The organism is Pelomonas caseinilytica, assembly GCF_021353235.1.
In the GTDB taxonomy this organism is placed as follows: Bacteria; Pseudomonadota; Gammaproteobacteria; order Burkholderiales; family Burkholderiaceae_C; genus Pelomonas; species Pelomonas caseinilytica.
Genome location: NZ_JAJTWT010000009.1, coordinates 110,595 through 136,062 on the forward strand (window position 1 = coordinate 110,595; position 25,468 = coordinate 136,062).

At 72.1% G+C, this 25,468-nt stretch carries 24 protein-coding genes; 15 read left to right on the plus strand and 9 right to left on the minus strand.

Features of this window, described 5'->3' with window-relative positions; genetic code table 11:
• Positions 1-77: 77 nt before the first annotated feature.
• The 5 genes from LXT12_RS19860 (at position 78) to LXT12_RS19880 (ending at position 7,515) form a co-directional block, all read left to right on the plus strand.
• Positions 78-3,209: a PAS domain S-box protein gene (locus LXT12_RS19860; RefSeq protein WP_233394033.1), complete on the plus strand. Its 3,132-nt coding sequence runs from the start codon at positions 78-80 to the stop codon at positions 3,207-3,209.
• A 2-nt stretch (positions 3,210-3,211) separates the two neighbouring features.
• The gene (locus LXT12_RS19865) at positions 3,212-3,592 is read left to right on the plus strand and encodes a response regulator (RefSeq protein WP_233394034.1); all 381 of its coding nucleotides are present in this window, start codon (positions 3,212-3,214) and stop codon (positions 3,590-3,592) included.
• Between the two features lie 31 nt (positions 3,593-3,623).
• Entirely contained in the window at positions 3,624-4,520 is an 897-nt protein-coding gene (locus LXT12_RS19870) for a phosphoribosylaminoimidazolesuccinocarboxamide synthase (protein WP_233394035.1), read from the plus strand.
• A gap of 22 nt (positions 4,521-4,542) precedes the next feature.
• A complete protein-coding gene (locus LXT12_RS19875; RefSeq protein ID WP_233394036.1) occupies positions 4,543-5,673 on the plus strand; it encodes a hypothetical protein in 1,131 nt (376 codons plus the stop codon).
• Positions 5,674-5,745: 72 nt separating this feature from the next.
• Positions 5,746-7,515: a serine/threonine protein kinase gene (locus LXT12_RS19880; RefSeq protein ID WP_233394037.1), complete on the plus strand. Its 1,770-nt coding sequence runs from the start codon at positions 5,746-5,748 to the stop codon at positions 7,513-7,515.
• A gap of 15 nt (positions 7,516-7,530) precedes the next feature.
• Here the strand turns inward: LXT12_RS19880 and LXT12_RS19885 are convergent, their stop codons facing one another.
• Positions 7,531-8,481, minus strand: a complete 951-nt coding sequence (locus LXT12_RS19885) for a tetratricopeptide repeat protein (RefSeq protein ID WP_233394038.1) — start codon at positions 8,479-8,481, stop codon at positions 7,531-7,533.
• 125 nt (positions 8,482-8,606) lie between these two features.
• On the opposite strand from LXT12_RS19885, the gene purE reads away from it, so the two are divergent.
• Genes purE through LXT12_RS19905 form a run of 4 tightly spaced genes read left to right on the plus strand, consistent with a single transcriptional unit; the run spans position 8,607 to position 12,209 of the window.
• Positions 8,607-9,071 carry a 5-(carboxyamino)imidazole ribonucleotide mutase gene (gene purE, locus LXT12_RS19890; RefSeq protein WP_233394160.1) on the plus strand — a complete coding sequence of 155 codons (465 nt, stop codon included), beginning with the start codon at positions 8,607-8,609 and terminating at the stop codon, positions 9,069-9,071.
• Entirely contained in the window at positions 9,071-10,234 is a 1,164-nt protein-coding gene (locus LXT12_RS19895; protein WP_233394039.1) for a 5-(carboxyamino)imidazole ribonucleotide synthase, read from the plus strand. Before purE ends, LXT12_RS19895 begins: the two co-directional genes overlap by 1 nt.
• On the plus strand, positions 10,234-11,220 hold the full coding sequence (locus LXT12_RS19900) for an L-threonylcarbamoyladenylate synthase (RefSeq protein ID WP_233394040.1): 987 nt from the start codon (positions 10,234-10,236) through the stop codon (positions 11,218-11,220). The genes LXT12_RS19895 and LXT12_RS19900 overlap by 1 nt, the downstream gene beginning before the upstream one ends.
• Positions 11,221-11,273: 53 nt before the next feature.
• Positions 11,274-12,209, plus strand: coding sequence for an SGNH/GDSL hydrolase family protein (locus LXT12_RS19905; protein ID WP_233394041.1), 936 nt, complete (start codon positions 11,274-11,276; stop codon positions 12,207-12,209).
• A 153-nt stretch (positions 12,210-12,362) separates the two neighbouring features.
• Here LXT12_RS19905 and LXT12_RS19910 read toward each other — a convergent pair whose 3' ends face one another.
• Together LXT12_RS19910 and LXT12_RS19915 are read right to left on the minus strand one after the other, a co-directional pair.
• Positions 12,363-14,117, minus strand: a complete 1,755-nt coding sequence (locus LXT12_RS19910; protein WP_233394042.1) for a long-chain-fatty-acid--CoA ligase — start codon at positions 14,115-14,117, stop codon at positions 12,363-12,365.
• A gap of 65 nt (positions 14,118-14,182) precedes the next feature.
• The gene (locus LXT12_RS19915; RefSeq protein ID WP_233394043.1) at positions 14,183-14,884 is read right to left on the minus strand and encodes a DUF8198 family protein; all 702 of its coding nucleotides are present in this window, start codon (positions 14,882-14,884) and stop codon (positions 14,183-14,185) included.
• Positions 14,885-14,919: 35 nt separating this feature from the next.
• On the opposite strand from LXT12_RS19915, the gene LXT12_RS19920 reads away from it, so the two are divergent.
• Positions 14,920-15,786 carry an esterase/lipase family protein gene (locus tag LXT12_RS19920; RefSeq protein WP_233394044.1) on the plus strand — a complete coding sequence of 289 codons (867 nt, stop codon included), beginning with the start codon at positions 14,920-14,922 and terminating at the stop codon, positions 15,784-15,786.
• On the opposite strand, the gene hppD is transcribed toward LXT12_RS19920, so the two are convergent.
• Positions 15,738-16,877 (minus strand): 4-hydroxyphenylpyruvate dioxygenase, encoded by a 1,140-nt coding sequence (gene hppD, locus LXT12_RS19925; protein ID WP_233394045.1) that lies wholly within the window; start codon positions 16,875-16,877, stop codon positions 15,738-15,740. The two genes, LXT12_RS19920 and hppD, sit on opposite strands and share 49 nt — an antisense overlap.
• 119 nt (positions 16,878-16,996) lie before the next feature.
• On the opposite strand from hppD, the gene LXT12_RS19930 reads away from it, so the two are divergent.
• The 3 genes from LXT12_RS19930 to LXT12_RS19940 all read left to right on the plus strand — a co-directional run bounded on the left by LXT12_RS19930 (position 16,997) and on the right by LXT12_RS19940 (position 18,786).
• Positions 16,997-17,479, plus strand: coding sequence for an Lrp/AsnC family transcriptional regulator (locus tag LXT12_RS19930; RefSeq protein WP_233394046.1), 483 nt, complete (start codon positions 16,997-16,999; stop codon positions 17,477-17,479).
• A 49-nt stretch (positions 17,480-17,528) separates the two neighbouring features.
• On the plus strand, positions 17,529-18,053 hold the full coding sequence (locus tag LXT12_RS19935; RefSeq protein ID WP_233394047.1) for an RNA polymerase sigma factor: 525 nt from the start codon (positions 17,529-17,531) through the stop codon (positions 18,051-18,053).
• A gap of 94 nt (positions 18,054-18,147) precedes the next feature.
• Positions 18,148-18,786: a PEP-CTERM sorting domain-containing protein gene (locus tag LXT12_RS19940; RefSeq protein ID WP_233394048.1), complete on the plus strand. Its 639-nt coding sequence runs from the start codon at positions 18,148-18,150 to the stop codon at positions 18,784-18,786.
• On the opposite strand, the gene LXT12_RS19945 is transcribed toward LXT12_RS19940, so the two are convergent.
• The 5 genes from LXT12_RS19945 to fusA form a co-directional block, all read right to left on the minus strand.
• Positions 18,771-19,613 carry an HDOD domain-containing protein gene (locus tag LXT12_RS19945; protein WP_233394049.1) on the minus strand — a complete coding sequence of 281 codons (843 nt, stop codon included), beginning with the start codon at positions 19,611-19,613 and terminating at the stop codon, positions 18,771-18,773. The two genes, LXT12_RS19940 and LXT12_RS19945, sit on opposite strands and share 16 nt — an antisense overlap.
• Positions 19,614-19,692: 79 nt before the next feature.
• Entirely contained in the window at positions 19,693-19,932 is a 240-nt protein-coding gene (locus tag LXT12_RS19950; RefSeq protein ID WP_233394050.1) for a hypothetical protein, read from the minus strand.
• A 68-nt stretch (positions 19,933-20,000) separates the two neighbouring features.
• Complete coding sequence (locus tag LXT12_RS19955; RefSeq protein ID WP_233394051.1) at positions 20,001-20,192, minus strand: hypothetical protein; 192 nt, start codon at positions 20,190-20,192, stop codon at positions 20,001-20,003.
• A 309-nt stretch (positions 20,193-20,501) separates the two neighbouring features.
• Positions 20,502-21,083, minus strand: a complete 582-nt coding sequence (locus LXT12_RS19960; protein ID WP_233394052.1) for a hypothetical protein — start codon at positions 21,081-21,083, stop codon at positions 20,502-20,504.
• A gap of 53 nt (positions 21,084-21,136) precedes the next feature.
• The gene (gene fusA / locus LXT12_RS19965) at positions 21,137-23,194 is read right to left on the minus strand and encodes an elongation factor G (protein ID WP_233394053.1); all 2,058 of its coding nucleotides are present in this window, start codon (positions 23,192-23,194) and stop codon (positions 21,137-21,139) included.
• Positions 23,195-23,261: 67 nt separating this feature from the next.
• Between fusA and LXT12_RS19970 the strand changes: the two genes are divergently transcribed.
• Positions 23,262-24,671, plus strand: a complete 1,410-nt coding sequence (locus LXT12_RS19970) for a M28 family metallopeptidase (protein WP_233394054.1) — start codon at positions 23,262-23,264, stop codon at positions 24,669-24,671.
• Positions 24,672-24,679: 8 nt separating this feature from the next.
• A complete protein-coding gene (locus tag LXT12_RS19975) occupies positions 24,680-25,462 on the plus strand; it encodes a substrate-binding periplasmic protein (protein ID WP_233394055.1) in 783 nt (260 codons plus the stop codon).
• Positions 25,463-25,468: the final 6 nt, after the last annotated feature.

Below are 25,468 nucleotides of genomic sequence, written 5' to 3' on the forward strand. Positions count from 1 at the left end.
CGGAGTCGCCCCTTCGCCCGTTCGAGGGATCAAAATGCTCCGCTCATAACGCCCTGTTGCAGGGGACGGAGCACGGGATGGACCAGCTGACCGGGATCGTCGCGAAGGCGGGTTTCCTGCCGCACGGCTACTGCTTCCAGTGGTCGCCGGGCCTGCTCTGGACCATGGTGGGCTCGGACCTCGCCATCGCCCTGGCCTATTTCTCCATCCCGCTGGTCATCGCCAGCTATTCGCGCCGGCGGCCCCAGGTCAACCTGGGCAGCCTGGCGACGCTGTTCGCCGTCTTCATCTTCGCCTGCGGCACCACCCATGTGATGGACGTCTGGACGATCTGGCGGCCCGACTACGCGCTGCAGACCGCCGCCAAGGCCGTCACCGCCATCGCCTCGGTGCTGACCGCCGTGGTCGCCTGGCGGCTGATGCCGCGGCTGCTGGCCGTGCCGTCGGTGGACGAGATGCGCGCCGCCAACGAGGCCCTGCGCCAGGAGATGGACCGCCGCCACAGCGCCGAGGACCACCTGCTGGAGACCGAGCAGGGCCTGGCCACGACGCTGGCGGCCATCGACGCCGGCTTCATCACCACCGATGGCGAGGGCCGCGTCACGCGGCTCAACGCCGTGGCCGAGCGCATCACCGGCTGGCCGGCCGCCGAGGCGCTGGGGCGCCCGCTGTGGGAGGTCTTCGTGCGCGAGGGCCTGACCGCCGAGGTGGCGCGGCGCAATCCCATCGACATCGTGCGGGCGCGCGCGCCCGACGTGGCCCTGCGCCGCCAGGCCGTCTGCGTGGCGCGCGACGGCAGCACCCGGCCGGTCGAGGTGCATGCCGAGCTCACCCACCATGCCGACGGCCGCGAGCGCGGCGTGGCCATCGTCTTCCGCGACGTCGGCCGCCTCACCGAGGCCGAGGCCGAGGTCAGGCGGCTGGCCGCGGTGGTCGAGTCGACGGCCGACGCCATCGTCGTGAAGGCGCTGGACGGCCGCATCACCAACTGGAACAAGGCCGCCGAGGACATGTTCGGCTACACGGCGGCGGAGGCCGTCGGCCAGCCGGTGCAAATGCTGATCCCGCCCGAGCGCGAGGCCGAGGAAATGCGCATCCTCGCCAGCCTGGCGCAGGGCCGGCAGGTGCCGCCCTTCCGTACCGTGCGCGTGGCCAAGGACGGCCGGCGCGTGGAGGTCTCCGCCCAGGTCTCGCCCTTGCGCGACGCCGCCGGCCGCATCGTCGGCGGCATCAATTCGGCCCGCGACCTCACCCACCAGCGCCAGATCGAGGCGGCCCTGCGGCAGAGCGAGGCGCGGCTGCGCTTCGCCCTCGAGTCGGCCGCCATCGGCGACTGGGAGATGGACCTGGACAGCGGCGAGATCCACCGCTCGCGCCGTTATGACCAGTGCTTCGGCCTGCCGGACTCGGCCGTGCCCTGGGACCGCGAGCGCCTGCTCGCCGCCGTGCATGCCGACGATCGCGCCATGGTGCAGGCCAGCCTGGACGCCCTGCAAGGCCCCGAGGCCGGGCAACTGCCCTGGCACGCCGAATTCCGCGTCGCCTGGCCCGACGGCGGCCTGCACTGGCTGCGCATGGACGCCCGTGTCACCCACGACGACGCGGCCGGCGCGCGGCTGGTGGGCATCGTGGCCGACGTGACCGCGACGCGCACCGCCGAGCAGGCCCGCCAGCAGGCGGTCTGGCTGGCCGCGGAGAACCGGCGCGTGCAGGAGTCGAGCCGGCTCAAGAGCCTCTTCCTGGCCAATATGTCGCACGAGCTGCGCACGCCGCTGAACGCCGTCATCGGCTTCGCCGACCTGCTCAACATGAGCCATGCGCAGGCTCTGGACGCGTCGCGCCAGCGCGAATGGCTGCAGCACATCGCCAGCAGTGGCCGCCACCTGCTGAAGATGATCAACGACGTGCTGGACCTGTCCAAGATCGAAGCCGGCCGCATGGACTTCCATGCCGAGCCGGTCGACCTGCCGACGCTGGTCGACGACGTGATGGCCACCGTGGCCGTGCTGGCCGAGCAGCGCGGCCTGAGCCTGAAGTCCTCCATCGCGCCGGAGCTGCGCGGCCTGGTGCTCGACCCGGCGCGGCTCAAGCAGGTGCTGCTGAACTACCTGTCCAACGCCATCAAGTTCACGCCCTCCGGCGGCCATGTCGAGCTGCGCATGCTGGGCGAAGGGCCGCGGTTGTGGCGGCTGGAGGTGGAGGACAGCGGCATCGGCATTCCCGCGGACCGCATCGGCCATCTCTTCGTGGAATTCCAGCAGCTCGACGACGGCCTGGCCAAGAGCCACCAGGGCACCGGCCTCGGCCTGGCGCTCACACGCCGCATCGTCGAGGCCCAGGGCGGCCGGGTCGGCGTCTACAGCGACCTGGGCAAGGGCAGCCGCTTCTACGCCGTGCTGCCGCGCCAGCCGGAAGAGGCCGCGGCCGAGCCGCGTCGGCCCGGCCACCAGCAGCTGATCGCGCTGCGCGACCATCCGCTGCGCGACGGCGTCGCGCGGGAGCTGTCGCTGGCCGGCGTGGCGGCTGACACGGCGGCCACGGCCGCGGAGGTGCTGCGCCTGGCGCGCGTGCGCCGCTACACCGAGCTGGCGGTGGACCTGGCCATGCCTGACTCGCCCGGCCTGGCCATGCTGGCCCAGCTGCGCACGGGCGGCCCGTCCATGCATGCGGCCGTCAAGGCGCTGGCCTTGACGCCGCTCGCCGGCGCCGGCGTGGCCTTCCCTGTGGCCGACGTGCTGGCCAAGCCGCTGCGGCGCCCCGCGCTGGCGCGCGCGCTGGTGCCGCTGCGCGATCGCCTGGTGCCGGGGCGGCCGGTGCTGGTCGTCGACGACGAGGCCGCGTCGCGCGAGCTGATGTGCGCGGCGCTGGCCGCCGCCGGCATCCAGACCGTCTCGGCGGCTGGCGGCGCCGAGGCCCTGCAGGCCCTCGCGACCGTGCAGCCCGCCGCCATCGTGCTCGACCTGATGATGCCGGGCGTGGACGGCTTCCAGGTGCTGCACGAACTGCGCGGCGACCCGCGCTGGGCCGATCTGCCCGTCATCGTCTGGACGGCGCTGAGCCTGGGCGCCGAGGAGATCGAGGCCCTGTCGCGCTCGGCCCGGGCCATCGCGGGGGAAGGCGACGCGGCCCGCCAGGCCGAACTGCGCGATGCGCTGCTGCGCGCGGCCCGCGAGGACCGCCGCGGGCGGCGCCAATCGGGCGGAGGCTGAGCATGGCGGGCGAGCGCATCCTCGTCGTGGACGACAACCCGCTCAACGTCGACCTCGCGCGCTACGTGCTCGAGGCCGACGGCTTCATCGTCGACGAAGCGCCCGACGTGGAAGCCGCCTGGGCGCAGCTGCGCGCCTGCCGGCCCGACCTGGCCCTCGTCGACATCCAGCTGCCCGGCGTGGACGGCCTGACCCTCGTGCGTGCCATCCGCGCCTCGCCCGAGCTGGCGGACCTGCCCGTCATCGCCTTCACGGCCTATGCCATGCATGGCGACGAGCAGCGCTTCCTGGCTGCCGGCTGCGACGGCTACCTGGCCAAGCCCATCGACGTGCCGACCTTCGCGGCGACCGTGCGTGCCTGGCTGCGCCCGGGCCCCACCTAAAATCGTCGGTCTTGTCCCCGAGCCCGCCGCCATGTCCCAAGCCCTCTACGAATCCCGCCTGACCTCCCTGCCGCTGCTCGGCCGCGGCAAGGTGCGCGAGAACTACGCCGTCGGCGACGACCGCATCCTCATGGTCGCCAGCGACCGCCTCTCGGCCTTCGACGTCATCATGGGCGAGCCCATCCCGGGCAAGGGCGCGCTGCTCACCAGGATGGCGCTGTTCTGGTTCGGCAAGCTCCAGGGCATCGTGCCCAACCACCTGACCGGCGAGGACCCGCTGGCCGTCGTCACGCCCGCCGAGGCGGAACAGATCCGCGACCGCGCCATGCTCGTCAAGCGCCTCAAGCCCCTGCCCATCGAGGCCGTCGTGCGGGGCTACCTGGCCGGCAGCGGCTGGGCCGAGTACCAGAAGACGCAGAGCGTCTGCGGCGTGGCCCTGCCCGCGGGCCTGCGCAATGCCGACAAGCTGCCCACCCCCATCTTCACGCCGGCCACCAAGGCCGAGATGGGCGACCACGACGAGAACATCAGCTTCGAGCAGGCCGCCGCCCTCATCGGCACCGACCTCGCCAGCCGGGTGCGCGACATCTCCATCCAGCTCTACCAGCGCGCGGCCGACTTCGCGCTGACCAAGGGCATCATCATTGCCGACACCAAGTTCGAGTTCGGCCTGGACGCCGACGGCACGCTGACGCTGATGGACGAGGTGCTGACGCCCGACTCCTCGCGCTACTGGCCGGTCGAGAGCTACGCGCCGGGCAGCAACCCGCCCAGCTACGACAAGCAGTTCGTGCGCGACTGGCTGGAGCAGGCCACCGTCGACGGCAAGCCCTGGGGCAAGACGGCGCCCGCGCCGGCCCTGCCGCCCGAGGTCATCGCCCGCACGGTGCAGAAGTACGAAGAAGCGCTGCAGCGCCTGACGGCGTGAGCGCGGGCCTGAGGGTGCACGTGTGACTGCCGGGCCGGTCAAGCTGAGGAGCCGGCTGGCGCAGCGGCTGGACGGCGAGATTGCCGCCGTGGCCTCCATGCCGGCGCGCGAGGCGGTGCTGCAGGTGCAGCGCGCCATCCTCTGGCTGCGCCACGGCCGCGGCGCCGAGGCCCGCCAGGAACTCGACCGCCTGCAGGCCCGCGCCCTCGTGCATCCGCGCATCGAGCTGGCGGCCTGGCTGCACCTGGCCGAGGGGCTGACGGCTTATTTCAGTGCCTTCGGCGGCGGTGCCCGCGAGCGGGTTCGCCGCGCCCACGTGATGGCCGGCGCGGCCGGCCTGGCGTCGCTGAAGTCGCTGTGCGATGCCTGGCTCGCGCAGATGGCCTTCGTCGAGCGCGACCTGGACGCCCTCGTCACCCATGCGCAGGCCGTGCTGGCCGGGCCGGCCGACGATGCCGCCGCCTGCCGCGTCGCCTCGGCCCTGGGCATGGCCTGGGACCGCGCCCAGGACGAAGCCGCCGCCTCCGCCTGGTACGCCTGGGGCCGCCGCGCCGCCAGCGCCGACGGCGATGATGCCGCCGCCGCGGCCCTGCTCTACAACCAGATGCAGATGCGCGCCCTGCGCATCCGCCATGCGGCGCTGATGGGCCAGCCGGGTGAGGCGCCGGCCGTGCTGCTGGGCGTGGACTCCATCGGCCACTACGACGCCGCCGTCGGTGGCTCGGTGCGGCGCGACCTGACCCCGCTGCTGCGGGCACAGCTGCTCACCACCCAGGGCGACTTCGCCGAAGCCGCGGCCCTGCTGGAGGCGCATCTGCCCGAGGCCGTGTCCGCCGGCCTGACGCGCGTCGGCGGCAGCCTGCTGGCCGACCTCGCCTGGTGCTGGGCGCGCACCGGCGAGGCCTTGCGCGCCCGCGCCCTGGCCGACCAGGCCGCCGTCGAGGTGCTGGCCGAGGACCAGCCCGGCTGCGACATCGAGGACTGCGCAGCCCTGCACGCCCGCCTGGCCGAGGTCTATGCCTGCCTGGGCGAAAGCGCCCTGGCCGCGCGCCAGGCCGAGGCCGCCGCCACCGCCTGGGCCGGCTATGCCGCCCAGCGCCGGGACTGGGCCGGGCGGCTGCAGGCGGCCGGTCTGGGCACTCCGCCACGCTAACGGCGTTTCAGGCGGCTTAAGGGCTTTTGCGAGGACGACCGGCCGGGGGCGCTGCGTTACCCTCGCCGGCCTATGACCGCCGACGCCCGCGACGACGACAGCATCAATGCCCTTCCCGCCGGCACCCGGTTCGGGGAGCTGGAGATCCTCGGCACCCTCGGCGTGGGCGGCTTCGGCATCGTCTACCTGGCGCGCGACCATTCGTTGGAGCGCGAGGTGGCGATCAAGGAGTACATGCCCAGCCAGTTCGCCCAGCGCGACGGGCGTTCGCAGGTCTCGGTGCGCTCCATCTCCATGCGCGAGACCTTCGAGCTCGGCCGCCGCAGCTTCGTCAACGAGGCCAAGCTGCTGGCCCGCTTCGACCACCCCTCGCTGCTCAAGGTCTACCGCTTCTGGGAGGCCAACGGCACGGCCTACATGGCCATGCCCCGGCTGGTGGGCCAGAACCTGCGCGAGGCCCGCAAGGCCCGCCCCACGCCGCCCCCCGAGGCCTGGACGCGGCGCATCTTCGACGCCGTGCTCGGCGGCCTGGAGACGCTGCACGCCCAGCACGTCTGGCACCGCGACGTGGCGCCGGACAACATCTTCCTGCCGGCCGACGGCAGCCCGCCCATCCTGCTGGACTTCGGCGCGGCGCGCCAGGCCATCGGCGACCGCACCCAGGTCTTCACGGCCATCCTCAAGCCCAGCTTCGCGCCCATCGAGCAGTACGCCGAGGCCACCAGCCTGAAGCAGGGCCCCTGGACCGACTTCTATGCCCTGGCCGCGGCCATGCACGAGCTGCTGACCGGCCGGCCGCCGCCGCCCTGCACGGCGCGCGCCATGGGCGACGAGCTGCTCCCGCTGGCGGTCGAGGGCTATTCCCCGCACTTCCTCGCGGCGCTGGACTGGGCGCTGCGCGTGCCGCCGCACCAGCGCCCGCAGACCGCCGCCGCCTGGCGCGAGGTCATCGAAGGCCGGGCGCCGGTGCCGCCGGCCCAGCCCGCGCCTCCCCGCACCGCGCCGCCGCCGGCGGCGCCCGCCGCGGCGGAGCCGCTGGACCTGGAGTTCGCCGACACCGTGCAGGCACCGCCGCCGGACGGCGAGGACGACCCCGCCGCCACCATCGTCGTGCCCGCGTCGCGCCCCGCGGCGCCGGTGCCGCCCCCCACCCGGCCGCGTCCGCCGGCGCAAGCGCCTGCCCAGCCCGGCAAGGCCGCCCGGCCGACCGCCGCCCCGGTGCGCAACGGGTTGAACCCGGTATGGATCATCGGCGGCGCCCTGGGTGTCGTCGTGCTGCTGGTGCTCTTCGTGCTGCAACTGCCGCGGCGGGCGGCGCAGGAGGCGGCGGCTGAACCGGCCGCGGCCTCGGCCCCGGTGGTGACGGCGGCCCCGCCCGAGCCCGCATCGTCCCCGGCCCTGCCGGCCCCCACCCCCGTGGCCCAGGCCAGCGCACCGGCCTCCCAGCCGGCGCCCCAGCCCGCCGTGGTGGCCTCACCCGCGAAGCCCGCTTCCGCCTTGGCCGCGGCCGGCCGGGCGGCCTCCGCGCCGCGGCGCGAGGCCGCCAAGCCCGTGCTCACCGAAAAGGCGGGCGACTACCGGCCCGTGCCCAAGAGCCCGGTCTTCGCCGCGCCCGAACCCGCGGCGTCGGCGCCGGGCGTGCTGGCCACCAAGTCGGCGGCGCCAGCTTCGGCGGCCTCCGCGGCCGAACCCCGCAGCCCCACGGAGGCCTGCGGCCGGCGCGTGCTGCTGGCCCTGGCCTGGTGCGTGGACCGCCAGTGCGAGAAGCCGGAGTTCCAGAACCACCCCGAGTGCGTGCGGCTGCGCGACATCCGCAACAGCCGCCAGGGCGGCGTGCCCTGATGCGCTGAGATCAGCTCAGAACAGCGCCATCGACAGCTTGCGGCGGTACTGGTCGATCAGCGGGTCGCTCTGCACGGCGGCGGCCTTGCCGGCCAGCTCCAGCGTGCCGCTCCTGGCCTCGGCGGCGGCCTTGGGCGCCGGCTTGGTGAGCAGCTCCAGGATGGCCACGTAGGCCTTGCGCGCGACCTCGCCGTTCCAGGCCTTGTCGCGCATGATGATCTCCAGCAGCTCGTCCATGGCTTCGGTGAAGCGCTGGTGGGCGAGATGGTGCTGGGCGAGGGTGAAGCGGGCGTCGAAGTCGCGCCTGTTGGCCGCGATGGCGGCCTGCAGCGCCGCGGGGTCGGCGCCAGCGGCGTCCTCGACGGCGGTCAGCCAGACGGCCAGGGCCGCGAAGCGCGCATGCGGCGTGATGGTGTCGGCGGCCTGCGCGGCCACGGGGGCGAAGGCGGCGCGGGCCTCGTCGAGGCGGCCGAGTTCGAGCAGGGCCTTGACGTATTCGTAGCGGGCGTTGTCGTCGCCGGGGGCGGTGTCCACGGCATGGGCCAGTTTGGCGAGGGCGGCATCGACGTCGCCTTCCGCCATCAGGCCCTCGGCGGCCTCGACGTCGGCCTCGGCCTCCAGCTCCTCGCCCGCAGGCACGTGCTTGTCGAGGAACTCGCGGATCTGGGCCTCGGGCAGGGCGCCGACGAAGCCGTCCACGGGCTGGCCGTCGACGAACATCACGCAGAAGGGGATGGAGCGCACGCCGAACATCTGGCTGAGCTGGCTGGCGATCTCGGGCACTTCGTCGCTGTTGAGCTTGGCCAGGGCGAAGCGCCCGGCGTAGGCCGTCTCCAGCTTCTCCAGCAGCGGGCCGAGGGTGCGGCAGGGGCCGCACCAGGGCGCCCAGATGTCCAGCAGCACGGGCTGGCGCATCGAGGCGTTGATCAGTTCGGCTTCAAAGTTCTGCAGGGTGATGTCGATCATGGCGGCAAAGGTGTCTGGGAATCAGGTGGAGCCTCGGCTCCTACAATTCAAGGCTTTTCTGAGCCTCGGAGCGCGCTTTGTCCACGTCAGCCCCCAAGAACCCGGATGTCCTCGTCGGCGTCGTCATGGGCTCCAGCAGCGACTGGGAAACGATGAAGCAGGCGGCCGAGATTCTGACCGAGTTCGGACTGCCCTTCGAGGCGCGGGTCGTGTCGGCCCACCGCATGCCTGACGAGATGTTCGCCTACGCCGAGGCCGCCTCGGCGCGGGGGCTCAAGGCCATCATCGCCGGCGCCGGCGGCGCCGCCCACCTGCCGGGCATGCTGGCGGCCAAGACCACCGTGCCGGTCCTCGGCGTGCCGGTGGCCAGCCGCCACCTGCAGGGCGTGGACTCCCTGCACAGCATCGTGCAGATGCCCAAGGGCATCCCGGTCGCCACCTTCGCCATCGGCACGGCCGGCGCGGCCAACGCGGCGCTGTTCGCGGTGGCCATGCTGGCCACGGGCGACGCCGCCCTGCGCGAGCGGCTGGAGGCCTTCCGCGCCCGCCAGACCGAGGCGGCCCGGGCCATGAGCGCGGAGCTGCGCTGATGGCCGCGCTGCTCCCCGGCACGGCCACCCTCGGCGTCCTCGGCGGCGGCCAGCTCGGCCGCATGTTCGTCCATGCCGCCCAGGCTCTCGGTTATCGCTGCGTCGTGCTCGATCCCGACGCCGTCAGCCCCGCTGGCGCGGTGGCCGAGAAGCACGTGCAGGCCGACTACCTCGACCCCGTCGGCCTGGCGCAACTGGCGCGCGACTGCGACGCCATCACGACCGAGTTCGAGAACGTGCCCGCCGTGGCGCTGGAGACGCTGGCCAACATGCGTGTCGTCGCGCCCGCCGCCGCGGCCGTGGCCGTCTGCCAGGACCGCGCCGTCGAGAAGGCGCATTTCGAGGCGGCCGGCGTGCCCTGCGCGCCGCACGCGGTCATCACCAACGAGATCGAGCTGGCGGCCGTCGATCCGTCGCTGCTGCCGGGCATCCTCAAGACTTCGCGCCTGGGCTACGACGGCAAGGGCCAGGTGCGCGTGGCCACGGCCGCCGAGCTGGCCGTCGCCTGGGAGGGCCTCAAGCGCGTGGCCTGCGTGCTGGAGCAACTGCTGCCGCTCAAGGCGGAGCTGAGCGTCATCGTCGCCCGCGGCGCCGATGGCCGCACCGTCCATTTCCCCGTGCAGCAGAACCTGCACCGCGGCGGCATCCTGGCCGTCACCGAAGTGCCGGCGCCCGACGTGCCGCCCGAGGTCGAGAAGCTCGCCATCGCCGCGGCCCGCCAGGTGGCCGAGGCGCTCGGCTATGTCGGCGTGCTGTGCGTCGAGTTCTTCTGGCTGGACGATGGCCGGTTGGTGGTCAACGAGATGGCGCCGCGCCCGCACAACTCGGGCCACTGGACGATGAACGGCAGCGACGTGTCGCAGTTCGAGCTGCAGGTGAGGGCGCTGGCCGGCCTGCCGCTGCCCCAGCCCCGCCAGCATTCGGCCGCCGTGATGCTCAACCTGCTCGGCGACCTGTGGTTCACCGACGAGGGCGGCCCCACGCCCCCGGCCTGGGACCGCGTGCTCGCCCTGCCGGGCACCCACCTCCATCTCTACGGCAAGGCCGAGGCGCGGCACGGCCGCAAGATGGGCCACCTGAACATCACGGCCGCCACGCCGGAGGCGGCGCATGCGGTGGCCCTCGACGCCGCCCGGCTGCTCGGCCTGCCGACGGACTTCTGATGCTCCTGCTGCCCGGCAACGACCCCGAGGCCATCCGGGCCGCCGCGCGCCGCCTGGCCGACGGCGGCCTGCTCGGCCTGCCGACCGAGACCGTCTACGGCCTGGCCGCACGGGCCGACCAGGACGCGGCGGTCGCGGCCATCTTCGCGGCCAAGGGCCGGCCGAGCGACCATCCCCTCATCGTCCACGTGCTGGACGCCGCCGGCGCCGAGCCCTTCGCCGACCACCTGCCCGATTCCGCCCGCCGGCTGATGGAGGCCTTCTGGCCGGGGCCGCTGACCGTCATCGTGCCGCGCAGGCCCGGCATGGCCGAGGCGGCGGCCGGCGGCCAGCCCACGGTGGCCCTGCGCTCGCCGGCCCATCCGGTGGCCCGCGCCGTGCTGGCGGCTGCGCGCGAACTCGGCGTCAGCGGCGTGGCCGCGCCCAGCGCCAACCGTTTCGGCCGCGTCAGCCCGACCCTGGCTCGCCACGTGGTGGAGGAGTTCGGGCCGGAACTGATGGTGCTGGACGGGGGCGCCTGCGAGGTGGGCATCGAGTCCAGCATCGTCGACTGCAGCCGGGCGCGGCCCGCCCTGCTGCGCCCGGGCCTGATCAGCCGTGGCCGCATCGAGGCCGCCCTCGGCGGACCGCTGGCCGAGGCCGATGCCGCGGCCCCCAAGGCTTCGGGCACGCTGGCCGCCCACTACGCCCCGAGCGCCCGGCTGCGGCTGCTCGAGCCGGCCAGCCTGGCTTTACGTTTTGCCACAGCCCAGGCCAGCGGGAGCCTGGAAGGGGTGGCGGTATATTCACGCGCCCAACTGCCAGCCTGGCGCTGGCAGGCGCAACCGGACGACCCGGCTGCGGCGGCCCACGAGTTGTTCGCGGTGCTGCGGGCCCTGGACGCCGAGGGCGCCCGGGAGATCTGGGTCGAGGCGCCCCCGCGGGACCCGGCCTGGGATGGCGTGCGCGACCGGCTCAGCCGGGCCGCCGCCGCCTTCACCGATTGAAGTTTTTTTGCTGCCCTGAGTTGATCGTCATGCATCGAGTTGTCTCCCAGAAAGTGAAGCGCGGCTTGGCCCTGGCCGCGGTGGCAGCGGCGGCGCTGATCGCCGGCTGCGGCGGTGGCGGCACCTCGCAGATCGACCCCTTCGTGCCGACACGCGTCATCGCCTTCGGCGACGAGAGTGGCACCATCCTGCAAAGCGGCAAGAAGTACACGATCAACGGCCTGAACTCCGACACCAAGCTGATCGACTGCAAGCTCAACCCGGTCTGGAGCCAGGTGCTGGCCAGCGGCTTCGGCATGGTCTATCCGCAGTGCAACACCGACTTCGTCGCCCTGCCGCAAGGCGTGATGTACGCCTTCTCCGGCGCCAAGGTCGCCGACGTGCGCGACCAGATCGACCAGCATCTGTCCAACGACGGCTTCGGCCCCAAGGACCTGGTGGCCCTCATGGTGGGCGTCAACGACATCCTCGAGCTCTACCGCCAGTTCCCGGCGCAGAGCCGCGATGCGCTGATCAACGAGGCCAAGGCGCGCGGCAAGCTGCTGGCCGAGCAGGCCAACCGCATCGCCAACGCCAACGGCCGCGTGCTGGTCGGCACCATCTTCGACGTGGGCCTGACGCCCTTCGGCCAGAACGAGAAGCAGCAGCAAACCGACATCGACCGCGCCGTCTTCCTGGACGACCTCAGCTCGGCCTTCAACACCTCCATGCGGCTGAACCTGCTGAACGACGGCCGCCTCATCGGCCTGGTGCTGGTGGACGAGACCATCCAGCAGATCGCGCGCTTCCCGGGCGCCTTCGGCTACAGCAACGTGACGCAGGCCGCCTGCCGGACCGACATCGCCATCCAGGACTGCACCACTGACACGCTGCAGGCCGACGCCAGCGCCACGACCTGGCTGTGGGCGGGCGATACGGTGCTGGCGCCCAACGCCCAGCAGCGCATCGGCGTGCTGGCGCTCACGCGCGCCCGCAACAATCCGTTCTGATCACCCACCCCCGAGGGGCTGACGCCCCTCCCCCTCAAGGGGGCACTCCCGGCTGCCCGGCAAAGCCGGATCAGCGGGAGTCGCTGGAAGGGCGGCGGGCCTGCGGCCGCCTGGGAAAGCGGGACCGGGCGTCGGGCGTTGAGCCTCGGCGCATCAGGCGGTGGGAGGGCGGAGTTCGCGGCGCAGGATCTTGCCGACGTTGCTCTTGGGCAGTTCGTCGCGGAACTCGATGAACTTGGGGCACTTGTAGGCGGTCAGCTGCTGGTGGCAGTAGCCGCTGAGGTCTTCCTCGGCCAGGGCGGGGTCGCTCTTGACGACGAAGAGCTTGACGGCCTCGCCGGAGCGGGCGTCGGGCACGCCGACGGCGGCGCATTCCAGCACGCCCGGGTGCATGTTGACGACCTGCTCGATCTCGGTCGGGTAGACGTTGAAGCCGCTGACCAGGATCATGTCCTTCTTGCGGTCGACGATGCGCACGTAGCCGCGCTCGTCCATGATGCCGATGTCGCCGCTCTTGAAGAAGCCGTCCGGCCACATGACGTTGGCGGTCTCGTCGGGCCGCTTCCAGTAGCCGGCCATGACCTGCGGGCCGCGGATGCAGATCTCGCCGCGCTGGCCCAGCGGCAGGTCGTGGCCTTCGTCGTCGCGGATGCTGATCTCGGTGGACGAAATGGGCAGGCCGATGCTGCCGTTGAAGGCGCGCAGGTCCAGCGGGTTGATGGTGGCGGCCGGCGAGGTCTCGGACAGGCCATAACCCTCCACCACCGGGCAGCCGGTGACCTTGAGCCATTTCTCGGCCGTGGCCTGCTGCACGGCCATGCCGCCGCCGTTGGAGATGACGAGCTCGGAGAAGTCCAGCCGCGCGAAGCCCGGCTCGTTGGCCAGGGCGTTGAACAGGGTGTTGACGGCCGGGAAGATGTGGATCTTGTGACCGCGCAGGGTCTCGACGAAGCCGGGGATGTCGCGCGGGTTGGGCACCAGGATGTTGAGGTGGCCCATGCGGGCGCCGAGCATGAAGCAGGCCGTCAGCGCGAAGATGTGATACAGGGGCAGCGCGCAGACGTTGGTGAACTGCATGTTCTGGTCGGGCAGCTTGGCCAGCATGGGCTGGAACCAGGCCTCGACCTGCAGGATGTTGGCGACGACGTTGCGATGCAGCAGCGTGGCGCCCTTGGACACGCCGGTGGTGCCGCCGGTGTACTGCAGGAAGGCGACGTCGTCCGGGCCCAGGGCCGGCTTTTTCAGCGGCAGGCGTTCGCCGTGGCGCAGGGCCTCGCCGAAGCGCACCACGGTGCGGCCCTCGCCCGACTTGGACATCAGCCGCAGCTTGAACTCCGGCACCATCTTCTTGAGGTGGCGCACCGCGAAGTTGACGAGCGGGCCCTTCCACCAGCCGAGCAGGTCGCCCATGGAGGCGAGCACGACGTGGTGCACGTCGGTCGCCTCGATGGCCTCGGCCAGCGTGTGGGCGAAGTTCTCGAGCACGATGATGGCGCGTGCGCCGGAGTCCTTGAGCTGGTGCTCCAGCTCGCGCGGCGTGTACAGCGGGTTGACGTTCACCACCACGAAGCCCGCCCGCAGAATGGCCGCGATGGCCACGCCGTACTGCAGCAGGTTGGGCATCATGATGGCGACGCGGTCGCCGGTCTTGAGGCCCTGGGCCTGCAGCCAGGCCCCGAGCTGGGCGGACAGGCCGTCCAGCTCGGCGAAGCTCATGCGCTGGCCCATGCAGATGGCGGCGTCGCGCCGTGCATGCTTGCGGAAGGCCTCTTCCAGCAGGTCCACCAGCGAGCCGTAGGCGGCGGTGTCGATCTCGGCCGGCACGCCCGCCGGATAGCTCGCCAGCCACGGCCTGGCGCGGGATGTCGCGGGGGCGACGGCAGCTTCTTCGGCAAGGACGGCGGTCATTCGGCGGGCCCTTCTGGCGTGCTTGGCGTGAAGCCGTCGATGGTGTAACCGCGCCGAACTTCAAGCTAGGGGAGTTGCCCTAGGGCCGCGGTGTCCGACTGAAACAGTGCGCGTGCGAGCGTGTCTTCGCGCTGTCGCACAGTGGACAGGAACTCGCCCGCGCCGCGCATGGCGCGGAAGGTGTCGAAGCCGCTTTCCAGGAAGTTCTGCAGCGCGCCCAAACCGGCCACCTGAGCAGGCCCGCGCATCAGCTTGAGGGTCTGGCGCAGCAGCGGCTTGCGCGTGAGATGGTCAAGCGACTGGCCGACGGCCATGGTGAGCTCGATCTGCTGCTGGCGCGAGGCCGGCTCGCCGCAGGTCCGCCAGGCGGCGGCGTAGTCGCGGGCCGTGATGTCGGGGGCGCTCAGCAGCTCGGCCATGCGCGTGTCCAGCCGCTCCGACAACGCGTGCAGCCGCGCCAGGCGCGCCACGGTGTCCACCACCTCCTCCGGGAAGAGCCGGGTCAGCGTCGGGATGACGCGGGCGAACTGGGCGTCGCGCTGGCGGTAGTCGTCGGGGCCGTAGAGCTCGTGCAGGAAGAAGCGCGTGGCGGCCTCGTAGCGTGGGTTGTCGAGCAGGTCGGCATAGGTGTGGGCGAAGCGGCGCTGCTGATAGGCCTTGAGGGCCTGGACGCGGGCCTCGAGCGCCGGGTCGGCCGCGCGGCGGGCGCGTTCGGCGTCGACGGCGCGCAACTCTTTCAGCAGGGATTCGGCACTGAGGTGGTCCATGAGGCCCTGGAATTCTGCCTTCCTACACTGGGGAGATGAACGGACGACTGCAAAGGATCTGGGTGCTGCTGCGGCTGGCCGTGGCGGCGGGTGTGGGCTGGCGCTTCGGCTGGGCCTGGGGCCTGCTCACGCTCGGGCTGCATGCCGCCGTGCTGGCCGCCGGCTTCGTGCAGTTGCGCTGGGTCAACCGGCCGGCGCCGGCCTGGGGCCAGCTCTTGCGTGCCTGGGTGCACGAGGTGGCGGCCAGCGAGCTGGCCTTTTCGTGGCGGCAGCCCTGGCGCGAATGGGCCGAGCCCGACCACCTGCCCGCCGGGGCCACGCAGGGCGTGCTGCTGGTGCATGGCTTCGCCTGCAACCGCGGGCGCTGGAACGGCTGGATGGAACGGCTGCGCGAGCTGGGCGTCGCCTTCGTCGCCCCTTCGCTGGAGCCGGCCTTCGGCTCCATCGACGACTATGCCGAGGAGATCGAGGCGGGCGTGCGGCGGCTGCAGGCCCTGACCGGCCGCATGCCGGTGCTGTGCGCCCACAGCATGGGCGGGCTGGCGCTGCGGGCCTGGTGGCGGCGCTTCGGCACCGGCCATGCCCAGGCGCCGCGCGTCATCACGCTGGGCTCGCCCCACCAGGGCACGCGCATGGCGGCCCTCGGCCTCGGGGCCAATGCCGCGCAGATGCGCCGGGGCAGCCGCTGGCTGGCCGAGCTGCCCGGCCTGCCCGACGTCGACGCCTTCTGGACGCCCTGCGACCAGGTCGTCAACCCGGCCGAGACGGCCATCCCGGCCGGCGCGCGGGCGCACCGGCTGGACGGCGTGGGCCACATGGGCCTCGTCCATTCCAACGAGGCCTGGGACTGCCTTCAGACCGCCTTGGCGGGCTCCTCCTTGAGTACGCCGCGGCGGATCTGATCGAGCTCGATGCTCTCGAACAGGGCCTTGAAGTTGCCCTCGCCGAAGCCCTCGTTGCCCTTGCGCTGGATGAGCTCGAAGAAGATCGGGCCGATGACTTCCTTGGTGAAGATCTGCAGCAGCAGCTCGTTGTCGGCGCCCAGGTGGGTGGCGCCGTCGATGAGGATGCGCAGGCGGCGCAGCTCGTCCACCTTCTCGCCGTGGTGGGGCAGGCGCTTGTCGATGAGGTCGAAATAGGTGTCGATGGTGTCCTGGAAGGCCACGCCGCCGGCCTTCATGCTTTCGACCGTCTTGTAGATGTCGCCCGTACCGAGGGCCACGTGCTGGATGCCCTCGCCGTGGTAGAGGTCCAGGTACTCGGCGATCTGGCTCTTGTCGTCCGAGCTCTCGTTGATGGGGATGCGGATCTTGCCGCAGGGGCTGGTCATGGCCTTGCTCTTCAGGCCCGTGAGCTTGCCCTCGATGTCGAAGTAGCGCACCTCGCGGAAATTGAAGAAGCGCTCGTAGAACTCCGACCACTCCTTCATGCGCCCGCGGAAGACGTTGTGCGTGAGATGGTCGATCTCGGTCAGGCCATGGCCGACCGGGTTGGGGTCCACGGGCTGGCCGGCGGCGTCCAGCAGGGGCACGAAGTCGACGTCGTAGATGCTGATGTTGCCGATGGCGCCGGGCTTGGCGCCGCCCTTGCCCTGCCAGCGGTCGACGAAGTAGATGAGGGAGTCGCCGATGCCCTTGATGGCCGGGATGTTCAGCTCCATCGGGCCGGCCTTGTTGTCGAAGCCCCAGGCGCCAAGCTCCAGGGCGCGCTGGTAGGCCAGGCCGGCGTCCTGCACGCGAAAGGCGATGGCGCAGATCGACGGGCCATGCAGGCGGGCGAAGCGCTGGGCGAAGGAGTCGCTCTCGGCGTTGATGATGAAGTTGACGCCGCCCTGGCGGTAGAGCGTCACGTTCTTGTGACGGTGGCGAGCCACGGCGCTGAAGCCCATGGTCTGGAACAGGGCGCCGAGGGCCGCCGGGTCCGGCGCCGCGAATTCGATGAACTCGAAGCCGTCCGTGCCCATGGGGTTGTCCCAGGGGGTGAATTTCGCCATGGCTGTCTCCTGCGGAAGATTCGGTAAACCAGAAATTCTGCGGCGCGGTTCGCGCAGGTTTCATGCATTCTTCGGCGCTGGTGGCGTGCCTGGCGCAGGAAACCTGCACAATCCCGGGCATGGAAGCCGCCCTGGAGCTCGACGCCATCGACCGACGCATCCTGCGTGCCCTGCAGCAGGACGGCCGCGTGACCTATGACGCCCTGGCGGCCGAGGCCGGGCTGTCCTCCTCGGCCGTGCTGCGGCGCGTGCGGCGGCTGGAGGAGGCCGGCGTCATCGCGTCCTATGTCGCCCTGGTGCCGCCCGAGCGCGTCGGCCTGGGCCTGACGGCCTACATCAACGTCAGGCTGGAGAAGCAGACCGACAACCCCCTGCGCAACCCACGCGACCTGTTCCGCGCCGCGGTGCAGACCTGGCCGGAGGTCGTCGAGTGCGCGGCCCTGACCGGCGAGATGGACTACCTGCTGCGAGTGCTCGTGCAGGACATGCAGCACTACGCACGCTTCATCGGCGACACGCTGCTGATGCACCCCAGCGTGCAGGACTGCAAGACCAGCTTCGTGCTGGAGCGGCTGAAGAACACGACGGCCGTGCCGGTCTGAGCGCTCGGCCGGCTTGAACCGGCGGCCGGTCCGCCGGAACCCACGGGCCATGGCCGCCGCCCGACCGCCCACCGCCCCCGACCCCGCCGAACTCCTGGCGTCGTTGCCGCGGCTGCGCCGTTATGCCCGCGTGCTGCGCCGCAACCGGGAGGACGCCGACGACCTCGTGCAGGACACGCTGGAGCGCGCCTGGACGCGGGCCGGCCTGTGGCAAGGCGTGGGCGACATGCGCGGATGGCTCTTCAGCATCATGCACAACCTGCACGTCGACGCGCTGCGCCGCGGGCGGCTGGACACCGTGGATCTCGACGAGCTGCCGGCCGAAGTGCCCGTCGCGCCGGCCCAGCCGCTGCGCCTGGCCCTGCGGGACCTCGATGCCGCGCTGGCGGCGCTGCCGGCCGAGCAGCGCGACGTGCTGCTGCTGACCGCCCTGGACGGCATGGCCTACGCCGAGGTCGCCCAGGCGCTCGGCGTGCCCATCGGGACGGTCATGTCGAGACTGTCGCGCGGGCGCGAGCGGCTGCGCGGCCTGATGGACGGGGCGGCCATCCGGTCACCTGGACCGAGCTTCTAGGGGGATCGGGAATAGCCCGCACCGCCGCCCGTCCATGCATGGCGGCCTCGCGGCCGGCATCCCTTCATCAGCCACCCCCTGCAGGAGTCCCAGCATGCGTCTTCCCACCTTCATGACCGCCGCCGCGCTGCTCGCGCTGCCCCTGGCCAGCCATGCGCTGAGCGGCATCACCGACACCCAGGGCGACTTCCTCGCCACCTTCGCAGGCAGCGCCGCCAGCACCGACCTCGACGTGCTCAGCGCCAGCGTCTTCTACAACGCCGGCACCGACATGTTCACCCTCACGGCGACCATGGACGGCGACATCGGCAGCACCGCCACGGGCTTCTACGTCTGGGGCGTCAACCGCGGCGCCGGCACGGCGGGCTTCCAGGCCAACGGCATCACCGGCGTGCGCTTCGACCGCGTCGTCATCGTGCGGCCCGACGGCACGGGCACCGTGGCGGGAGCGGGCAGCCTCGCCGCCGGCTCCGTCAGCATCAGCGGCAAGACCATCACGGCCCACGTCAGCGGCAGCCTGCTGCCGAGCACCGGCTTCGCGAACAAGCTTGACTACACGTGGAACCTCTGGCCACGCGACGGCGCTTTCGCGGGCTTCGCCGCCATCTCCGACTTCGCGCCCGACAACGCCAACTTCACCGCCACCCCGGTGCCCGAGCCGGGCACGGCCGCCTTGAGCCTGCTCGGGCTGGCGGGCCTGGTCGCCTGGCGGCGCCGTCAGTCGAAGTCGTGAAGCAGCCGCAGCGTGTGCTCGGGGCTGAGGTTGAGCAGCTCGGCGATGTCGTGCAGGTCGTCCGGCACGGCGGCGTCGTCCCAGCCCCGCGCCGTGTGGCGCGCCAGCCGCACGGCCAGGTGCACGCAGCGGACCTGCGGATCGCGCGCATGCTTGTCGTTGGTGATGCGGGTCAGCAGGTCGGGCAGGTGCCAGCGCTTCATCAGCGCCTGTTCCAGGTCGGCCAGCTCGATGCCCAGCATCTGGCGCTGGGCGATGGCGCTGCGCAGGTGGCGGTCCTGCTCCTGAAGCTCGGCGATCTTCAGCGCCAGATCCGGCGCATGCACCCACAGCAGCATCTCGGCGAAGTCGTGCAGCAGGGCCGCGCTGTGGATGATGGCGGCGTCGGGGTCGGCGCGGTGTGCGGCGAAGCCCAGCGCATAACGTGAAGACCGTTCTGCGCGCTGCATGACGCGCGACAGGCCGAGCAGGGCTTCCTCGTGGTCGGCGAGCGCTTCTTCCAGCGTCGCCTGCCGCCCGAAGTCGCGGAAGAAAGGCGTGATGCCCATCAGCACCAGGGCCGCCGTCACCGTCTCGGGGTCGGCCATCAGCCCGGCGCTGCGGCCGCGCTTGAGCTCGTTGGCGCGGGCCAGCACCTTCAGCGTCATCAGCGGATCGCTCTCGATGAGCTGGGCGAGGCCGTGCGCGTCGACGTCGTCTTCCATCGCCCGCATGTATTCGATCGCCTCGGCCGTCTCGGCCAGCACCGGGATCTCGGCCCGCGCAAAGGCCTCGACCCAGGCGTCGAGGCTGGGCAGGGGGGCGGTCAGGCGCAGGCGCTCGGACATGGTGTCCCGATGCTAGGCCTGCCGGGGGCCGCGTGGTCCATCCATGCGGCCCCCTTTTGCCCCGCTTTTGAGGCTCAGTTCACAGCCGGCGCACGCCGTCCAGTTCGGCGATCAGCTGTCCGTCGGCGTACAGCGCCCCTTCCGGTGCGCCGGCCTCGGCATAGAACTCCAGCTGGGCGCGGGCGCGGCGGCGCCGGCGGTAGGCCGGCGAGAACACCAGCCGGATGGCGCGCGCGGCGCGCTTGATGCGGACCCAGCGGCGGGCCCAGGCGTCGTGGGTCTCGGCGGCGTCGGGGCCGCGCAGTTCGATCAATCTCATGAAGGTCTCCTTGGCTGCCGGCCGGCCCTCATGAGATGGATCGGAGGAGGGCGGGCGGCGCGGGCGTGTCAGGGGCTGTCGTCGGGGAAGCGGTCTCGCAGCTGGCGTCGCAGTTCCAGGCGGGCCTGCTGGCGCTGGGCGTGGGCGTCCTGGGGGCTCTGGTGCCGGCCGGCCTGGCGTTTCAGGGCTGGCGCGACGAACGGGTTGCGCGGCTTGCGCACGTTGAGCTTCAGGGGACGCGGAGAGGTGAACTGGGGCATGAAGTGCTCCGGTGAATGCCGCTCGCGGGCGGCGGGCCATGCAGCGGCCCGACCCGGGTCGGGCCTGGCGTTTGCGACGAATGAGGGGTGCCCGGGGCTTGCGCTCGAGGCAGGCGGGCCGGGCGGTCAGGGGTGGGGGTGCGACCTCGCCGCGACGCCTGGGGACTGCAGCGTCACGACTTGCGCAAATGATAAATAAACATTGATCAAGCGCAAGCGGTTTTTATCCAACACCCCTAACGCGGGGGAGAGGCGGTGTTCCGATGCGGGAGGCGAGCCTGCCGCGCGAGGGCTGCGGCCGGCGCCGGTTCAGCGCCGCTTGGGCTTGAGCGGCGCCACGCCGGCCTGAAGGCGTCGCCACTCGTCGAGCTCGGCCTGCGGGCTGGGCTGTGCCGGCCGGGCCGCGGGCCGCGGCGCCGGGGCCGGCGACGGGTCGGGCGTGAGCACTTCGCCGAGCAGGTCCAGCAGCCGGGTGCGGGCCCGCTGCGGGTGGCGGCGGTAGTAGGTCAGCACGAGGCCGACGATGAAGCGCTCGTCGTCGTCCTGCGGGAGGTTGTCGGAAGGGCCCGAGGCCGGCTGCGCGACAGCCGGGGCGGCGCGGGCCGGCAACGCCGCGGCGCCTGCTTCGAGGGGGTCGATGTCCATCCAGCCCGGGGGCTTGTGGCAGAGCTGCTCGAACTGCCGCGCCAGCCGCTCGCCGATCTGGCGTGACCGGCCCTTGATCTGGCTCCAGTAGCTGGGTTGGATCTGCAGCTTCTCGGCGAAGCGCCGCTCCAGGCCGCGCAGGGTGGCGGCATCGGGGTGCTTGACGGTGGCGCTGACGAACTCTTCGAACAGCCGCATCGCGTTGTCCATTCGGATCTGCGCGAGGTCGCGGGGGGCGCTGGGCATGGGGTGCAATGATAAATGATCGTTCATCTGCACCCCGGCGGCCGCGGCGGGGGTCAGTCGCCTTCGTCGCCGGCCTTGTAGGCCCCCACCAGCGCCGCCTGCGTGTTCGGCGGCACGGCCTCGTAATGCGACAGCACCAGGGTGTAACGCCCCTGGCCCGCCGTCATGGCGTTCAGGCGCGACTGGTAGCTCGCCAGCTCGGCCAGCGGGGCCAGGCCCTGGACGATGAGGCTGCCCGGCACGGCGGCGCGCGTGCCGTTGACCTGGCCGCGGCGCGAGGCGAGGTCGCCGGTGATGTCGCCGATGCCGTGCTCGGGCGCGGTGATCTCCACCTGGACGATGGGTTCGAGCACCAGCGGCCGGGCCTCGCGCACGGCCTCGATGAGGGCGCGCCGGCCGGCGGTGACGAAGGCGATCTCCTTGCTGTCCACCGAGTGGTGCTTGCCGTCGTAGACGACGACGCGCAGGTCCACCAGCGGGTAGCCGGCGATGACGCCGCTGGCCAGGGCCGAGCGCACGCCCTTCTCGACGGCGGGCATGAACTGGCCGGGGATGGTGCCGCCCTTGACGGCGTCGACGAACTCGAAGCCCTTGCCGCGCTCCAGCGGCTCGATGCGCAGGTAGACCTCGCCGAACTGGCCGGCGCCGCCGCTCTGCTTCTTGTGGCGGTAGTGGCCCTCGGCTGGGGCGGAGATGGTTTCGCGGTAGGCGATGCGCGGCGGCTCGGTGAGGATCTCGCCCTTGTAGAGCTCGCGCACCCGCTCCAGCAGCAGGCGCAGGTGCAGCTCGCCCAGGCCGTAGACCAGCGTCTGCTGGGTCTCGCCCACCGTCTCGACCCGCAGGCAGGGGTCCTCGTCGACGAGGCGGGACAGCACCTCCCAGAGCTTTTGCTCGTCGCCGCGCCGCGCGGGGCTGATGGCCAGGCCGTGCACCGGCGTCGGGAAGTCCAGCGGCTTCAGGAAGATGTGCTCGTCCTCCTGGGCGTCGTGGAGCACGGCGTCGAAGGCGAGGTCGTCCACCTTGGCGATGGCGCACAGGTCGCCGGGCAGGGCCTCGTCGATGTCGACGTGCCGGGCACCCTGCAGCATGAAGAGGTGGCCGACGCGGATGGGCTTGCGCGCATGGCCCACGAAAAGCTGGCCGCCCTTGGCAAGCCGGCCCTGGTGCACCCGCATGACGCCCATCTTGCCGAGGTAGGGGTCGGCGACGATCTTGAACACGTGCGCCAGCACGTGGGCCGCCGGGTCAGGCGTGGCGGGGTAGGGCTGGGGGTCGGCGCCCTTGCCCTCGAGAAAGGGCGGGGGATTGCCTTCCGCCGGGTTGGGCATCAGCAGCTCGATGGCCTGCAGCAGCTCGCCGATGCCGGCGCCCGTCCTGGCGGAGCAGAAGCACACCGGGATCAGGTGGCCCTCGCGCAGGGCCTGTTCCAGCGGCGCATGCAGCTCGCGCGGATCCACGTCGCCGTCGTTCAGGTAGCGGTCGACGAAAGCGGCGTCCACCTCGACGACCTGCTCGACGAGGGCGCGGTGGGCCTCGGCCACGGAGGAGAAGTCCGACTCGCCCGTCGCGGCGAAGAAGCAGTCCGCCACGCGCCGGCCGCCGTCGGCCGGCAGGTTCAGCGGCAGGCATTCCTTGCCGAAGACCTCGCGCAGCTGCGCCAGCAGGCCCGGCAGGTCGACGTCGGGGCAGTCGATCTTGTTGACGACGATGAGGCGGGCGAGGCCGCGATTGCCGGCCGCGGTGAGCATGCGCTGCGCCATCAGCTCGATGCCGTTGAGTGCATTGACGACGACGATGGCCGTGTCGGCCGCCTCCAGGGCCGGCAGGGCCTGGCCGACGAAGTCCGGCGCGCCCGGCGTGTCGATGGCGTGCACCCGGATGCCGCCGTGGGTGAAATGCGCGAGGGCGGACTGCAGCGAGTGCCCGAGGCGCTTTTCCAGGGGGTCGTGGTCGGACACCGTGCTGCCCCGCTCGATGCTGCCGGCCTGCGGGATGGCCCCCGCATGCGCCAGCAAGGCCTCCAGCAGCAGGGTCTTGCCGGCGCCGGCCGGCCCCACCAGCGCCACCGTGCGGATCGCGCTCACTCGTGAATCCAGGCTGGCAGCGCTCATCGGGCTCTCCTTGGTTGTAGCCAGGGTAGAAGAACCCGGCCCGGCCGGCAAGGGCAGAATCTTCCGGATGCAAGCCCGCCCCGCCGCCCTCGCCCTGGCCCTGCTCGCCGCCTCGACGCAAGCCCAGCCCAATATGCCGCCCGACGAACTGCAGGCCATGCTCGCCGAGGTCAGCCCGGCGCGCATCGAGGCGCGCATCCGCAAGCTGGTGTCGTTCGGGACGCGGCACACCTTGTCCGACATCGCCTCCGACACCCGCGGCATCGGTGCCGCGCGGCGCTGGATCACCAACGAGATGACCGCCTGCTCCCGGGCCGCCGGTGGCCGCCTGCAGGTCGAGGAGCAGAGTTTCGTCGAGCCGCCCGGCCGCCGCGTGCCGCAGGCCACCGAGCTGGTCAACGTCGTCGCGACCCTGCCCGGCCGCGGCGCCGGCAAGGGGCGGCTGCTCGTCGTCAGCGGCCACTATGACTCGCGCAACAGCGACGTCATGGACTCCCTCGGCGAGGCGCCCGGGGCCGACGACGACGCCTCCGGCACTGCCGCCGTCATGGAGCTGGCCTGCGTGATGGCCCGCCACCAGTTCGACGCCACCCTGGTCTTCATGGCCGTGCCCGGCGAGGAGCAGGGCCTGCTCGGCGCGGCCCAGTGGGCACGTGACGCGCGGGCGCAGGGCCTCGGCATCGAGGCCATGATCACCAACGACATCGTCGGCAGCCCGCGGGGCGAGGCCGGCCAGTACGAACCCAGGCGGCTGCGCCTGTTCGCCGATGGCCTGGACCCGCTGGTGCGGCTGCTGGCGGCGTCGCAGGCCAACCGCGCCGCGAGCCCGGCCGACGCCAGGGCCATCGCCGCCATGCAGTCCGAGCTGCTGCCCCTGCTGGAGGCCGGCGGCGGCGAGGACCTGCCCACCCACCAGCTCGGCCGCCACCTCAAGGCCGCGGCGGAGGCCGCCATGCCGGGCTTCACGGTGCAGCTCATCCAGCGCCGCGACCGCTACCTGCGCGGGGGCGACCACATCCCCTTCCTGGAGCGCGGCTACGCGGCGGTGCGCTTCACCGAGCCCTTCGAGAATTTCGCCCACCAGCACCAGAACCCCAGGACGGAGAACGGCGTGGCCTATGGCGACCTGCCCGAGTTCGTCGACTTCGCCTACGTGGCCGACGTCGCCCGCGCCAACCTCGCCGGCCTCGCCACCCTGGCCTGGGCGCCGGCCCCGCCCCAGGGCGTGCGCCTCGACGCGAGCGGCCTGACCAACGATTCCACGCTCGAATGGCAGGCCGGCGATGATCCCGAGATCGCGGGCTACCGCGTCGTCTGGCGCGACACCGGCGCGGCCACCTGGCAGCAGGCGCGCGATGTCGGCAAGGTGACCCGCGCGACCTTGGCGGTGTCCAAGGACAACGTCGTCTTCGGTGTGCAGGCGGTCTCGCGCAAGGGCTACGCCAGCCTGGCGAGCTTTCCCTTGCCCAAACGCTGAGGCGCAGCATGCGACGGTTCGCCCAGGGGCTTGCAGTTCTCGGCCTGGTGGCGGCCGCGCTCGCGCCAGCGTCGGCCCGGGCCGACGAGGACTGCGAGCTGCGCGTGCGCTGGGCCGAGGACCCGCCCTACTTCATCGCCAGGGGCGGCCACGTCGACGGCCTGATGATGGAGGTCTTGACCGAGACCCTGGCGCGCATGGGCTGCCGGCCGGTGTGGGTGGAGCTGCCCTGGGCGCGCGCGCTGCTCGAGCTCCAGCAGGGCCGCATCGACGTCGTCGCCGGTGCGCTGCGACGGCCGGACCGCGAGGCCTATGCCTACTTCGTCGACGGCCGCTTCCAGTCCCGCAACCGGCTGTACATGCGGGCCGCCGACCTGCCTCGCCTGGCCGGCGCGACGACGCTGGCCGGGGCCCTGCGCGCCGACCTGCGGCTGGGCGTGCAGATCGGCGTCGTCTACGGGCCGGAGTATTCGGAGCTGCTGCAGCAGCCGGCGCTGCGGCGCCAGTTCACGCAGTCGGGGACGCGGCGCAACCTCTGGCAGATGCTGGACATCGGCCGTGTGGACGGCGTGCTCGCCAGCGAGTTCACCGCGCGCTGGGAGCTCGACCAGCTCGGCCTGAGTTCGCGCCTCGTGCCCACGCCCGTCGTGCTGTCGCCCGAACCGACCTATGTGATGCTGTCGCGCCGCACGGTGGCGCCGGCCCGGCTCGAACTCTTCCGCCAGGCCAGCGAGGCCATGGAGCATGACGGCACCGTCAAGCGCATCGCCGCGCGCTACCTCGACCACTGACCGACC

Excerpts from the sequence above, each read along its gene's own strand:
- LXT12_RS19860 (WP_233394033.1), top strand. The coding sequence starts at position 78 with ATGGACCAGCTGACCGGGATCGTCGCGAAGGCGGGTTTCCTGCCGCAC.
- LXT12_RS19865 (WP_233394034.1), top strand. The coding sequence starts at position 3,212 with ATGGCGGGCGAGCGCATCCTCGTCGTGGACGACAACCCGCTCAACGTC.
- LXT12_RS19870 (WP_233394035.1), top strand. The coding sequence starts at position 3,624 with ATGTCCCAAGCCCTCTACGAATCCCGCCTGACCTCCCTGCCGCTGCTC.
- LXT12_RS19880 (WP_233394037.1), top strand. The coding sequence starts at position 5,746 with ATGACCGCCGACGCCCGCGACGACGACAGCATCAATGCCCTTCCCGCC.
- LXT12_RS19885 (WP_233394038.1), bottom strand. The coding sequence starts at position 8,481 with ATGATCGACATCACCCTGCAGAACTTTGAAGCCGAACTGATCAACGCC.
- purE (WP_233394160.1), top strand. The coding sequence starts at position 8,607 with ATGGGCTCCAGCAGCGACTGGGAAACGATGAAGCAGGCGGCCGAGATT.
- LXT12_RS19895 (WP_233394039.1), top strand. The coding sequence starts at position 9,071 with ATGGCCGCGCTGCTCCCCGGCACGGCCACCCTCGGCGTCCTCGGCGGC.
- LXT12_RS19900 (WP_233394040.1), top strand. The coding sequence starts at position 10,234 with ATGCTCCTGCTGCCCGGCAACGACCCCGAGGCCATCCGGGCCGCCGCG.
- LXT12_RS19910 (WP_233394042.1), bottom strand. The coding sequence starts at position 14,117 with ATGACCGCCGTCCTTGCCGAAGAAGCTGCCGTCGCCCCCGCGACATCC.
- LXT12_RS19915 (WP_233394043.1), bottom strand. The coding sequence starts at position 14,884 with ATGGACCACCTCAGTGCCGAATCCCTGCTGAAAGAGTTGCGCGCCGTC.
- LXT12_RS19920 (WP_233394044.1), top strand. The coding sequence starts at position 14,920 with ATGAACGGACGACTGCAAAGGATCTGGGTGCTGCTGCGGCTGGCCGTG.
- hppD (WP_233394045.1), bottom strand. The coding sequence starts at position 16,877 with ATGGCGAAATTCACCCCCTGGGACAACCCCATGGGCACGGACGGCTTC.
- LXT12_RS19930 (WP_233394046.1), top strand. The coding sequence starts at position 16,997 with ATGGAAGCCGCCCTGGAGCTCGACGCCATCGACCGACGCATCCTGCGT.
- LXT12_RS19935 (WP_233394047.1), top strand. The coding sequence starts at position 17,529 with ATGGCCGCCGCCCGACCGCCCACCGCCCCCGACCCCGCCGAACTCCTG.
- LXT12_RS19940 (WP_233394048.1), top strand. The coding sequence starts at position 18,148 with ATGCGTCTTCCCACCTTCATGACCGCCGCCGCGCTGCTCGCGCTGCCC.
- LXT12_RS19945 (WP_233394049.1), bottom strand. The coding sequence starts at position 19,613 with ATGTCCGAGCGCCTGCGCCTGACCGCCCCCCTGCCCAGCCTCGACGCC.
- LXT12_RS19950 (WP_233394050.1), bottom strand. The coding sequence starts at position 19,932 with ATGAGATTGATCGAACTGCGCGGCCCCGACGCCGCCGAGACCCACGAC.
- LXT12_RS19955 (WP_233394051.1), bottom strand. The coding sequence starts at position 20,192 with ATGCCCCAGTTCACCTCTCCGCGTCCCCTGAAGCTCAACGTGCGCAAG.
- LXT12_RS19960 (WP_233394052.1), bottom strand. The coding sequence starts at position 21,083 with ATGCCCAGCGCCCCCCGCGACCTCGCGCAGATCCGAATGGACAACGCG.
- fusA (WP_233394053.1), bottom strand. The coding sequence starts at position 23,194 with ATGAGCGCTGCCAGCCTGGATTCACGAGTGAGCGCGATCCGCACGGTG.
- LXT12_RS19970 (WP_233394054.1), top strand. The coding sequence starts at position 23,262 with ATGCAAGCCCGCCCCGCCGCCCTCGCCCTGGCCCTGCTCGCCGCCTCG.
- LXT12_RS19975 (WP_233394055.1), top strand. The coding sequence starts at position 24,680 with ATGCGACGGTTCGCCCAGGGGCTTGCAGTTCTCGGCCTGGTGGCGGCC.